The organism is Chromobacterium alticapitis, from assembly GCF_002924365.1.
GTDB lineage: Bacteria > Pseudomonadota > Gammaproteobacteria > Burkholderiales > Chromobacteriaceae > Chromobacterium > Chromobacterium alticapitis.
In genome coordinates, this window is the sequence record NZ_PQWB01000028.1 from 58648 (window position 1) to 71274 (window position 12627).

At 64.3% G+C, this 12627-nt stretch carries 8 protein-coding genes and 1 pseudogene; 6 read left to right on the forward strand and 3 right to left on the reverse strand.

Annotated elements, in window-relative coordinates:
• Positions 1 to 59: 59 nt before the first annotated feature.
• Entirely contained in the window at positions 60 to 2297 is a 2238-nt protein-coding gene (locus C2I19_RS07930) for an NADP-dependent isocitrate dehydrogenase (protein ID WP_103902163.1), read from the reverse strand.
• Positions 2298 to 2643: 346 nt separating this feature from the next.
• Between C2I19_RS07930 and C2I19_RS07935 the strand changes: the two are divergent.
• A pseudogene (locus C2I19_RS07935) lies at positions 2644 to 3210 on the forward strand (pseudouridine synthase); the annotation flags it as partial.
• Between the two features lie 238 nt (positions 3211 to 3448).
• Here C2I19_RS07935 and C2I19_RS07940 read toward each other — a convergent pair.
• Positions 3449 to 3874 carry a hypothetical protein gene (locus C2I19_RS07940; RefSeq protein WP_103902165.1) on the reverse strand — a complete coding sequence of 142 codons (426 nt, stop codon included), beginning with the start codon at positions 3872 to 3874 and terminating at the stop codon, positions 3449 to 3451.
• 64 nt (positions 3875 to 3938) lie between these two features.
• Complete coding sequence (gene mutS / locus C2I19_RS07945; RefSeq protein ID WP_103902166.1) at positions 3939 to 6479, reverse strand: DNA mismatch repair protein MutS; 2541 nt, start codon at positions 6477 to 6479, stop codon at positions 3939 to 3941.
• Between the two features lie 159 nt (positions 6480 to 6638).
• Between mutS and C2I19_RS07950 the strand changes: the two genes are divergently transcribed.
• The 5 genes from C2I19_RS07950 (at position 6639) to ugpB (ending at position 12516) form a co-directional block, all read left to right on the forward strand.
• On the forward strand, positions 6639 to 7901 hold the full coding sequence (locus C2I19_RS07950) for a glycerate kinase type-2 family protein (RefSeq protein WP_103902167.1): 1263 nt from the start codon (positions 6639 to 6641) through the stop codon (positions 7899 to 7901).
• 178 nt (positions 7902 to 8079) lie between these two features.
• Entirely contained in the window at positions 8080 to 8646 is a 567-nt protein-coding gene (locus C2I19_RS07955; RefSeq protein WP_103902168.1) for a GbsR/MarR family transcriptional regulator, read from the forward strand.
• Positions 8647 to 8652: 6 nt separating this feature from the next.
• A complete protein-coding gene (locus C2I19_RS07960) occupies positions 8653 to 9993 on the forward strand; it encodes a cytochrome ubiquinol oxidase subunit I (protein WP_103902169.1) in 1341 nt (446 codons plus the stop codon).
• Positions 9990 to 11000 carry a cytochrome d ubiquinol oxidase subunit II gene (locus C2I19_RS07965; RefSeq protein WP_103902170.1) on the forward strand — a complete coding sequence of 337 codons (1011 nt, stop codon included), beginning with the start codon at positions 9990 to 9992 and terminating at the stop codon, positions 10998 to 11000. Before C2I19_RS07960 ends, C2I19_RS07965 begins: the two co-directional genes overlap by 4 nt.
• A gap of 187 nt (positions 11001 to 11187) precedes the next feature.
• Entirely contained in the window at positions 11188 to 12516 is a 1329-nt protein-coding gene (ugpB, locus tag C2I19_RS07970; protein ID WP_103902171.1) for a sn-glycerol-3-phosphate ABC transporter substrate-binding protein UgpB, read from the forward strand.
• The last annotated feature ends 111 nt before the right edge of the window (positions 12517 to 12627 follow it).

The window sequence follows — 12627 nt, forward strand, 5'->3', positions numbered from 1 at the left end:
GGCGGTAATGAAAAAAGCCTCCGGATCGCTCCGGAGGCTTTGTCGATGCGGGTTGACGCTTAGGCCTGCACGGCGGCGATGGCGGCGTTGAAGGCGGCGCTCGGGCGCATCACCGCGCTGCACTTGGCGGCATCCGGCAAATAGTAGCCGCCAATGTCGGCCGCTTTGCCTTGCACGGCCTTCAATTCGGCCAGGATGGTTTGCTCGCTGTCGGCCAACTGCTTGGCGACGGGCGCGAAGCGGGCTTGCAGTTCCTTGTCTTCGGACTGCTCGGCCAGCGCCTGCGCCCAGTACATGGACAGGTAGTACTGGCTGCCGCGGTTGTCCAGCTCGCCGGTGCGGCGCGACGGGGATTTGTTCTCGTCCAGCAGCTTGCCGGTGGCGAGGTCCAGCGTCTTGGCCAGCACCTTGGCCTTGCCGTTGCCGGTCTTGATGCCCAGATCTTCCAGCGAAACCGCCAGCGCCAGGAACTCGCCCAGGCTGTCCCAGCGCAGGTGGTTCTCTTCCAGCAGCTGCTGCACGTGCTTGGGAGCGGAGCCGCCGGCGCCGGTTTCGTACATGCCGCCGCCTGCCATCAGCGGCACGATGGACAGCATCTTGGCCGAGGTGCCCAGCTCCATGATGGGGAACAGGTCGGTCAGGTAGTCGCGCAGGATGTTGCCGGTGACCGAGATGGTGTCCAGGCCGCGGGCCACGCGCTCCAGCGTATAGCGCATCGCGCGCACCTGGGACATGATGTGGATGTCCAGGCCGTTGGTGTCGTAGTCCTTCAGATAGGTTTGCACCTTCTTGATCAGCTCGTTCTCGTGCGGGCGGTACGGGTCCAGCCAGAACACGGCCGGCATGCCGGAGTTGCGGGCGCGGGTCACGGCCAGCTTTACCCAGTCGCGGATAGGCGCGTCCTTGACCTGGCACATGCGCCAGATGTCGCCGGCTTCCACGTTTTGGCTCAGCAGCACTTCGCCGGTGGCCAGATCGACGATGTTGGCTACGCCGTCTTCCTGGATTTCATAGGTCTTGTCGTGCGAGCCGTATTCTTCGGCTTTTTGCGCCATCAGGCCGACGTTGGGCACGGTGCCCATGGTGCGCGGGTCGAAGTTGCCGTGCCATTTGCAGAAGTTGATCATCTCCTGGTAGATGCGAGCGAAGGTCGACTCCGGCATCACGGCCTTGGCATCGTAAGGCTTGCCGTCGGCGCCCCACATCTTGCCGCCGGCGCGGATCATGGCCGGCATGGACGCGTCCACGATGATGTCGTTCGGCGAATGGAAGTTGGTGATGCCCTTGGCGGAGTCCACCATGGCCAGGCGCGGACGGTGCTCCTGGCAGGCATGCAGGTCGCGGATGATTTCTTCGCGCTTGGAGGCCGGCAGGGTTTCGATTTTCTCGTACAGCGTGGCCATGCCGTTGTTGACGTTGACGCCCAGTTCGTCGAACAGCTTGCCGTGCTTCTCGAACGCGTCCTTGTAGTAGATCTTGACGCAGTGGCCGAACACGATGGGGTGGGACACCTTCATCATGGTGGCCTTCACGTGCAAGGAAAACAGAATGCCGGACTCGCGGCAGTCTTCCATTTCGCGCTCGTAGAAGTCGCACAGCGCCTTCTTGCTCATGAACATGGAGTCGATGATCTCGCCGTCTTGCAGCGCCACCTTCGGCTTCAGCACGATGGTCTGGCCGTTTTTGCTAACCAGTTCCATCTTGACGTCGCGGGCCTTGTCCAAGGTGATGGACTTTTCGCCGTGGTAGAAGTCGCCGTGGTGCATGTGGGAGACGTGGGTCTGCGACCACTGCTTCCATTCGCCCATCGAGTGCGGGTGTTTCTTGGCGTAGTTCTTCACCGCCAGCGGCGCGCGGCGGTCGGAGTTGCCTTCGCGCAGCACCGGGTTCACGGCGGAGCCCAGACACTTGGCGTAGCGGTCTTTGATCGCCCTTTCCGCGTCGTCGGCCGGATTTTCCGGGTAGTCCGGCAGCGCATAGCCCTTGGACTGCAGTTCCTTTACGCAGGCCATCAGCTGGGCCACGGAGGCGCTGATATTGGGCAGCTTGATGATGTTGGCTTCCGGCTGCAGCGTCAGCTTGCCCAGCTCGGCCAGGGTGTTGGGGACTTTTTGCTCGTCGCTCAGATAATCCGGGAATTCGGCCAGCACGCGGGCGGCCACGGAGATGTCTGCGGTGTCGACTTGAATGCCGGCGGAACCCGCGAAGGCCTGGACGATGGGCAGGAAGGAGCTGGTGGCCAGCGCCGGCGCTTCGTCGGTGAGGGTATAAATGATTTTCGATTGTTCTGCTGGCATTACTCTATCTCCATGTTGATCTTGTGACGACAGAACGATTGCGCGAAGAGTTCACGGCCCGGTCAACATTCTGCGGAATGTCGGAGATCTTGGCCGGTCGGCCGCGGGGCGTCCGGCGGCTCTTGGGCAATTTTCAAAAGCGAATTATACCCTTTCTCACACGCTTGGTAGGCGGCGCAATTGAAACTTTTATGCCTGATAACTGGGCGGGCAAGGTTCGGATGTGAATAAAACAACCGTTTGAATGTTGCGTGGCAGCAATCGGCCTTCGCCATGCGCGTTTGCGCTCACGGCGCGGCCCAGCCTTGCTATCATTCGTCTACTTTCATTCAGCCGTGCCAGCCGCATGTCCCAACTGATTCTGCTCAACAAACCGTATGGCGTGATCTGCCAGTTTTCCGAACACCCCACGCACCCCACGTTGAAGTCCTGCGTGCCGTTGCCCGGCGTCTATCCGGCCGGCCGGCTCGATACCGACAGCGAGGGGCTCTTGCTGTTGACCGGCGACGGCGCGCTGCAGCACCGCATCGCCGATCCGCGCTGGAAGCTGCCCAAGACCTATTGGGTGAGGGTGGAGGGCGAGCCCGGTGAGGAGCAGCTGGAAATGCTGCGCCGAGGGGTGGACCTGGGCGACTTCATCACCCAGCCGGCCGAGGTGAGGCGCATAGAGGAGCCTGAGCTATGGCCGCGCAATCCGCCGGTGCGTTTCCGCAAGACCGTGCCGGATTGTTGGCTGGAAATCATCATCAGCGAGGGCAAGAACCGACAGGTGCGGCGGATGACGGCCAAGGCCGGACTGCCGACCTTGCGCCTGGTGCGCGTGGCCATCGGCCCGTGGCGGCTGGACGGCTTGCAGCCGGGCGAAATGCGCGAGCTCGACGTGAGGCTTGAGGATTTGCCGAAGCTTTCTCCTGCCGGACGCGGCGGCAGGCCGGCAGACAGGCAGCCGCAGCGCCAGGCGCCGCAGGCGGCCAAGAGCGTCAAAACGCCGGCATTCCGCTTCGCCCGCGGCAAGAAGCCGGAGAGCCGCTAAGCCCCGTCCGGGAACGGGGCTGCGGTTTGAGGCCGGCCCGTAAAAGCAAGGCGGGGAAGCCTAGGCTCCCCCGCTGGGTGGCGGCGCTCAAGCGCCGATCTTGGGTCACGGATGTGCTTCAATGGTTGTGATGGTCCTCGAAATAGGCGATCGGGCCGGCGCTGGTCAGTCCGATGTGGAAGCTGGAGCTTTCCGGAAACACTTCGCCGGCGCTTTCCGCCGCGCGGACGAATTCGAACAGCACTTCGACTTCCTTGAACTTGCGGGCCAGAATCAGATTGCCTTCCAGCCAGTCATGGATTTCAGCCTCATGCGGATGCGCGTTTTCCAGCGCGAGCTGGAAGCCGCCGCCGCTGATCAGGCTGATGGCTGGCGGCATGCTGATGTCGAACTGGTTCAGCTCCTTTTGCGCCAGCTCGGCGAAGCTGGACAGTTCGTGGTTCGCCTTGTCGCGGATATCGGACAGGGCGATAGACCCGTCGTCGGCCAGCTTGCCAAGCAACTGGCTGATGCTGGGGGCGGCGGAAGCGGTTTCAAGCGACATCGTATTGCTCCTCTTCGTACGTTACCATTTAGTAATAATAGGTAAAGATTCCGATGGTAGCTGGTCAATAGGCCAGTTTTTTCAATTCGAACAATACGTCCAGGGCTTGTCTGGGGCTGAACTCATTCGGATCCAGCTCCAGCAGGCGCTCCAGGGCCGGGTGCGGCTGGGCCTCCGGCGCGGGGGCCGGCGTGGCGAACAGGTCCGGCTGCACGCGCGCGGCGGACTGGTTTTCCAGGTCCGCCAGGTGGCGGCGCGCTTCGCGTATCACCTTGCCCGGCACGCCGGCCAGCTGCGCCACCGCCAGGCCGTAGCTCTGGCTGGCCGGGCCGTCTTCCACGTGGTGCAGGAACACGATGCGGTCCTTGTGCTCCACCGCCGACAGATGCACGTTGGCCACCGCCGGGTATTCGCCGGCCAGCGTGGTCAGCTCGAAATAGTGGGTGGCGAACAGCGTGTAGGCGCGGTTCTTTTCGATCAGCGCGCGGGCGATGGCCCAGGCCAGCGCCAAACCATCGAAAGTGGACGTTCCGCGGCCCACTTCGTCCATCAGCACCAACGAGTGCTCGCTGGCGTTGTTGAGGATGTTGGCGGTTTCGGTCATTTCCACCATGAAGGTGGAGCGGCCGCCGGCCAGGTCGTCAGACGCGCCGATGCGGGTGAAGATGCGGTCGATAGGCCCGATCACCGCGGAGTCGGCCGGCACGAAGCTGCCGACGTGGGCCAGCAGCGTGATCAGCGCGTTCTGCCGCATATAGGTGGATTTACCGCCCATGTTCGGGCCGGTGATCAACAGCAGCTTGCGTTCGGCGGACAGCTTGGTGTCGTTGGCGATGAAGCGCTCCACTTCCGCCTCCACCACCGGGTGGCGGCCGGCGAGAATGTCGAGCTTGGGCTCGGGAACGAACTGCGGCTCTGCGTAGTTGCCGATGGCGGCGCGCAGGGCGAAGGCGGACAGCACGTCCAGGGTGGCGACTGCCTGGGCGATCAGCTTCAGCTCGGCGATGTGCGGGGCCAGCTCGTCCAGCAGCGCCTCGTACAGTTGCTTTTCCAGCGCCAGCGCGCGGTCCTGCGCGGTCAGCGCCTTGTCCTCGAATTCCTTCAGCTCTGGTGTGATGTAGCGTTCGGCGTTTTTCAGCGTCTGGCGGCGGCGATAGTCGTCCGGCACCTTGTCCGACTGCGCCTTGGACACTTCGATGTAGAAGCCGTGGACGCGGTTGAACTCCACTTTCAGCGTGGTGATGCCGGTGCGCTCCTTCTCGCGCGCTTCCAGCTTGAGCAGAAAGTCGCCGCAGTCGGTCTGGATGGCGCGCAGCTCGTCCAGCGTCGGGCTGAAGCCGTTGTTGATCACGCCGCCGTCGCGCAGGAAGGTGGCGGGTTCCGGCAGGATGGCGGCGGCCAACCTCTTCTGCACCGGCGAGTCGATTGGCAGCACGCTGGCCAGCTCGTTCAGCAGTGCGGAATCCAGCGAGGCGGCCAGCGCCTTGACGCCGGCCAGCGCCGTCAGCGAATCGCGCAGCGCCGACAGGTCGCGCGGGCGGGCCGAGCGCAGCGCCACCCGCGAGGTGATGCGTTCGATGTCGGACACCTGGTCCAGCTCGGCGTGCACGTCCTGGTAACGGGCCAGCAGCGCGCGCACCGCGCCGTGGCGGCGCGCCAGCTTGCCGTGGTTGCGCATCGGGTGGTGCAGCCAGTGGCCGAGCAGGCGGCTGCCCATGCTGGTGGCGCAGGTGTCGAGCAGGGAGGCCAGCGTCGGCGAGGCCTCGCCGCGTATGGTTTCGGTCAGCTCCAGGTTGCGGCGGGTGGCGGCGTCCATGCGGATCAGCTCGCCGGCTTCCTCCACCGACAGCGCGGCGATGTGGGCAGGGTTCACGCCCTGGGTGGACTTCACGTATTCCAGCAAGGCGCCGGCCGCGCCGACGGCCACCGGCAGCGTGTCGGCGCCGAAGCCGGCCAGGTCGCGGGTGCCGAAGTGGCGGGTCAGCGCCAGCTTGGACGATTCGATGTCGAACTGCCACGGCGGCAGCTTTTTCTTCGGCGTCGAGATGCCTTCGAAGGCGGCCAGGCCGGTGTCGTCCGGGATCACCAGCTCGGCCGGCTTCAGCCGCTCCAGCTCGCTGGAAAGGTCTTCCACATCGGCCTGCATCACCTTGAACTCGCCGCTGGCGAGAGACAGCCAGGCCAGGCCCAGCACGCCCTTGACCATGTTGACCGCCAGCACCAGGTTGTCGCGCTTGTCGTCCAGCAGCGCCGCGTCGGTCAGCGTGCCCGGCGTGACGATGCGCACCACCTTGCGCTCCACCGGCCCCTTGGCTAGCGCGGGGTCGCCGATCTGCTCGGCGATGGCCACCGACTCGCCCATCTTCACCAGCCGCGCCAGGTAGCCTTCGGCGGCGTGATAGGGAATGCCGGCCATCTTGATCGGCACGCCGGCGCTGGCGCCGCGCGCGGTCAGCGTGATGTCCAGCAGCCGCGCCGCCTTTTCCGCATCCTCGTAGAACAGCTCGTAGAAGTCGCCCATGCGATAGAACAGCAGCTTGTCTGCGTGGTCGCGCTTCAGGGCGAAGTATTGGGCCATCATCGGGGTGTGCTGGGGCGTGCTCATCGGGTGTCGGACTCTGCTTTTGGTCTGTACTGGAAAAATGCGTAACGCCCCGGTGAAGGCGGGGCGTTGGAATCGCCGCCATTCTATCGCGTGGCGGCGGGGGTGTCAGCCGCGTCGGTCTGGGCCACAATGAATGCATAATTACAAGGAGGAAGCGCCATGTCCCGTCTATCGCCGCAAGAAGTGCTGCGCCGTTTGTTCGATGTCGCGGTGGAGAGCGTCAAGCCGGAGCGCTTGATCGATTATCTGCCGCCTCCGCCCAAGGGCCGCACGGTGGTGGTGGGCGCGGGCAAGGCCGCCGCGGCGATGGCGCGGGCGCTGGAGGGCGCCTGGCCGGGCGAGTTGTCCGGCGTGGTGGCGACGCGCTACGGCCACGCGGTGCCGACGCGGCGCATCGAGGTGCTGGAGGCCGGGCATCCGGTGCCGGACGAGGCTGGCCGCGCTGCCGCGCGGCGGATCATGGACGCGGTGCGGGGGCTGACGGCGGACGATTTGGTGATCTGTCTATTGTCCGGCGGAGGCTCGGCGCTGTTGACCTTGCCAGCGGACGGCATCAGCCTGGCGGACAAGCAGGAAGTCAGCCGGCAATTATTGGCCTGCGGCGCCGGCATCGATGAAATGAACGCGCTGCGCAAGCACCTATCCGCCATCAAGGGCGGACGGCTGGCCCTGGCCTGCGCGCCGGCCCGGCTGGTGACGCTGGCGATTTCCGATGTGGTGGGCGACGATCCCGCGGTGATCGCCTCCGGACCGACCGTAGCGGACCCAAGCGCTTACGCCGACGCGCGCGCGGTGGCGGCCAAGTATGGCCTGAACCTGCCGCCCGCCGTGAGCGCGCATCTGGCGGCGGAGCCGGATGAGACACCCAAACCGGGCGACGCGCGATTGGCCCATGCCGAATACCGGTTGATCGCTACGCCGCAACTGGCTTTGCGCGCGGCCGAGGCGGAAGCGAGAAGGTTGGGCTACGATGTGCTGCTCTTGGGCGACAGCATAGAGGGCGAGGCGCGCGAGGCGGCCAAGGTCCATGCCGGCATCGCCCGGCAAATCGCCATGCGCGATGCGCCTGTGGCCAGGCCGGCGGTGATTTTGTCGGGAGGCGAAACCACGGTGACCTTGAAGGGCCGGGGCAGGGGCGGCCGCAACAGCGAGTTTCTGCTCGCGCTGGCCATCGCGCTGAACGGCCTGCCCGGGGTTTACGCGCTGGCGGCGGACACCGATGGCATAGACGGCAGCGAGGACAACGCCGGCGCCTGGATCGCGCCGGACACGCTGGCGCGCGCGGCGGCGCAGGGCCTGCGCGCCCAAGATAGGCTGGCGGACAACGATGGCTACGGTTTTTTTCATGCCTTGGATGATCTCCTGATCACCGGGCCCACCCACACCAACGTCAACGATTTCCGCGCCATCCTATTGCTTTGAATCGAAGCGGAAATCTTGATCCAGGCCATGCTGCGGCATGGCCTTTTTCATGCTTACGCATATGGATTTGGCATGAGGTCAAGCGCACAGATCAACAACTGTTCGTATTGACTGTGTCTTTGGCGGCAAATTATGATTCATATCAAACTTTCAGAAGTTACTGAAAATTGGAAAAATCATGAACCTCCCACCTCTGGTGCAGGCTTTTGTGCTGCACTTCGGCGAAATGGGCAGTCGTTGGGGCATCAATCGCACCGTCGGCCAGATCTACGCCTTGCTGTATGTTTCGGAAAAACCGCTGAACGCCGACGAGATCGGCGAGGCCATAGGCTGTTCCCGCTCCAATGTCAGCATGGGCTTGAAGGAGCTGCAGTCGTGGCGGCTGGTCAAGCTGCAGCATTTCCCGGGCGACCGGCGCGAGTATTTCTCCACGCCGGAAGACGTGTGGCAGATTTTCAAAACCCTGGCCGAGGAGCGCAAGAAGCGCGAGGTGGAACCCACGCTGACCATGCTGCGCGGCGCCATCATGGACAACCCGGCCAGCGAAGCCGAGCGCCATGCGCAGGAAAGAATGAAAGAGATGTACCAGCTGATCGAGCTGGTCACCACCTGGTTCTCCGACATCCAGCACATGGATGTGGAGACGCTGCAGCGGCTGATGAAGCTGGGCTCCCAGGTGCAGAAGGTCTTGCAGTTCACCCAATCGCTATCCCGGCTGGGGCAGCGAGACGCAGACAAGGAGTAGCAAGCGATGGATCTCGATCCCGTCACCCTGGCGCGCATCCAGTTCGCCACCAATATCTCGTTCCACATCCTGTTTCCCACCATCAATATCGCGCTGGCCTGGGTGCTGCTGTTCTTCAAGCTGCGCTTCCGCCAGACCGGCGAGCAGGGCTGGATGGACGCCTACAACTTCTGGGTGAAGATTTTCGCGCTGTCCTTCGCGTTGGGCGTGGTGTCGGGCGTGACGATGAGCTTCCAGTTCGGCACCAACTGGCCGGGCTATATGCAGACCGTGGGCAATATCGCCGGTCCGCTCTTGGCCTATGAAATCCTGACCGCGTTTTTCCTGGAGGCCGGCTTCCTCGGCATCATGTTGTTCGGGCGGCGCCGGGTGCCGGAGAGGGTGCACACGCTGTCCACGCTGCTGGTGGCGGGCGGCAATACCTTGTCGGCGTTCTGGATTATCGCGCTGAATTCCTGGATGCAAACGCCGACCGGCTTTGTGATGCGCGACGGCCGCGCCCACGTGCTCAGCTGGATGGAAGTCATCTTCAACCCGTCCATGCCTTACCGGCTGACCCATATGCTGATCGCCTCCGGCCTGACCGTGGCCTTCCTGGTGGCCGGCCTGTCCGCTTACCGCTACTTGCGCGGCGAGCGCGGCCGCGGCGTGATGTCGGCGTTGAAGACCGGCGTGTTCCTGGCGGCGCTGCTGATCCCGCTGCAGATGTTCGTCGGCGACATGCACGGCCTGAACACGCTGAAGCACCAGCCGGCCAAGCTGGCGGCGATAGAAGGCATCTGGCAGACGGAAAAAGACGTGCCGCTGCTGCTGTTCGCTTTGCCCAACGCCGAAACCCGCAGCAACGATTACGCCGTGGGCGTGCCGCAGCTGGGCAGCCTGATCCTGACCCACCAGTGGGGCGGCGAGATCAAGGGGCTTAACGAGTTCGAACAGCACGCGCCGGTGGCCAAGGTGTTCTGGAGCTTCCGCGTGATGGTGGGCATGGGCATGCTGATGTTGCTGGTGTCCTGGCTAGCCGCCTGGAAATTGAAAAGCCGCGGCGAGCTGGGGCAGGGCCTGGCGCGGGCGCTGTTGTGGATGACGTTCTCCGGCTGGGTGGCCACGCTGGCTGGCTGGTTCGTCACCGAGATCGGCCGCCAGCCCTGGCTGGTGACCGGCGTGCTGACCACGGCGCAGGCGGCGGGCCAGGCGACGGGGCCGATGCTGTTCACGTCCTTGACGACCTATCTCGCGCTGTACGCCGCGCTGCTGGCCGCCTACATCTCGGTGTTGTTCCACCTGGCGCGCAAGGCCGGCGCGCACGACGCTGCGGGCGAAATCCAACTGAAGGAGAAACTGGCATGAGCGAGGCATTCTACCTGCCGGCGATTTTCGCCGGGCTGATGGCGCTGGCGATGCTGGTGTACGTGGTGCTGGACGGTTTCGACCTTGGTGTCGGCATCCTGCTGCCGCTGGCCAGCGATGATGAGAAAGACGTGATGGTCGGCTCCATCGGCCCGTTCTGGGACGCCAATGAAACCTGGCTGGTGCTGGGCGCAGGCTTGCTGCTGGTGGCTTTCCCGGTGGCGCACGGCATCGTGTTCGGCGCGCTCTATCTGCCAGTGCTGGCCATGCTGGTGGGACTGATCCTGCGCGGGGTGGCTTTCGATTTCCGCGTCAAGGCGCAAGACCCGCACAAACCGTGGTGGAACGCAGCCTTCGCCGGCGGCTCGCTGCTGGCGGCGCTGGCGCAAGGCGTGATGCTGGGCCGTTTCCTGACCGGCTTCGCCGACGGCGCCGTCGCCTGGGTTTTCGCGCTGGTGGTGGGCGCGGGCCTGGCCTTGGCTTACACCCTGCTCGGCGCCTGCTGGCTGGTGATGAAGACCCATGGCGCGCTGCAGGCCAAGGCCGTGGTCTGGGCCGAATACGCGCTGTACGGCGCGGGCATGGCGGTGCTGGCGGTATCGGTGGTGACGCCGCTGGCCAATCCCGGCATTGCCGCCAAGTGGTTCGCGCTGCCGCAATTCCTGCTCTTGCTGCCGCTGCCCTTGGGCTCGCTGGCGCTGTTTGTTCTGCTGTGGCTGAGCCTGCCGAGGCTGGCGCGGCGGCAGGCCGCCGGCAACGACGCCTTCTGCTGGCTGCCGTTCGCCGCCAGCGTCGGCATCGTGCTGCTGTCGTTCTGGGGCCTGGCCTACAGCGTGTTCCCGCAGATGGTGATAGGCAAGATGACGATCTGGCAGGCGGCGGCCGATCCGGAGGCGCTGTGGGTGATTTTATGGGGCGCTGTGGCGGTGTTGCCATGCATCATCGGCTATACCGCCTTCTCCTATCGGGTGTTCTGGGGAAAGGCCGACAGGCTTAGCTATCAGTAAGGCAGGGACAACGGTGAATCAGGGGCGGCTCCATATGGGGCCGCCCTTTTTGCATGCCAGGCATGAGTTTTTTGATTGCAGGGACTTATTGAAGTCATATTGAAACATTACTGTAAATATATTGTCATTTTGGCCGGCCACAATCCGCCGCTTGACGCCATGCCCTCCCACTGCACCGGAGATAACAATGAAGCTTGCCCTGTCTAGCACCACCCGCCGCGCCGGCGCGCTGGCCCCCCTGTTGCTGACGCTGTCCTTGTCTGCCCACGCCGCCACCGAAATCCAGTTCTGGCACTCCATGGACGGCGCCTTGGGCGACCGCGTCAACGCCATCGCCGCGCAGTTCAATGCCAGCCAGAAAGATTACAAGGTGGTGCCGGTATACAAGGGGCAGTACGACGAGTCGTTGGCCGCCGCCATCGCCGCTTACCGCAGCGGCAACGCGCCGGCCATCGTGCAGGTGTTCGAGGTGGGCACCGCCACCATGATCCAGGCCAAGAAGGCCATCAAGCCGGTATACCAAGTGATGGCCGATTCCGGCGAGAAGCTGGACGAGAAGGCCTTCATCCCGGCCGTGGCCAGCTACTATTCCGACGCCAAGACCGGCCGCTTGCTGTCGCTGCCGTTCAACAGCTCCACTCCGGTGCTGTACTACAACAAGGATGCCTTCAAGAAGGCCGGCCTGCCGGACGCGCCGCCCAAAACCTGGCCGGAGCTGGCCGCCGCCGCCGCCAAGCTCAAGGCTTCCGGCCTGCGCTGCGGCTACAGCACCGGCTGGCAGGGCTGGGTGCAACTGGAGAACTACAGCGCCTGGCACAATCTGCCGTTCGCCAGCGAGAACAACGGCTTCGGCGGCGAGAGCGCCGTGTTGGAGTTCAACGGCCCGGCGCAGGTCAAGCATATCGAACTGCTGGCCAAAATGGCCAAGGACGGCAGCTTCAGCTACGCCGGCCGCAAGGACGAGGCCACGCTGAAGTTCTATAGCGGCGAGTGCGGCATCATGACCGGCAGCTCCGGCTCGCTGGCCAATATCCGCAAGAACGCCAAGTTCAATTTCGGCATGGGCATGATGCCTTATGATCCGTCGGTGAAGGGCGCGCCGCAGAACGCGCTGATCGGCGGCGCCAGCCTGTGGGTGATGGGCGGCAAGAGCCCGGCCGAATACAAGGGCGTGGCCCAATTCTTCAAACTGCTGACCTCGCCGGCGGTGATGGCCAAGTGGCACCAGGACACCGGCTATCTGCCGGTGGTCAAGGCCGCTTACGACATGAGCCGCCAGCAGGGCTTTTACCAGCAGAACCCTGGCGCGGACATTCCGGCGCTGCAGATGCAGAACAAGGCTCCCAAGCCGTATACCCGCGGCCTGCGCCTGGGCTATATGCCGCAAATCCGCACCGTGATGGACGAGGAACTGGAAGAGGTGTGGACCGGCAAGAAGACCGCCAAGCAGGCGCTGGACAGCGCGGTGCAGCGCGGCAACGAGCTGCTGCGCCGCTTCGAAAAGTCCGCCAGCTGATACGCGCGTAGGGAGCGGGCGCGCCGCGGGGCCGCCCGCTTTGTCTTGGAGTCTTCATGCAGAATCGCACGCATTTTCCCAATCGCTGGCTGGGGCTGGCGCTGCTGTCGC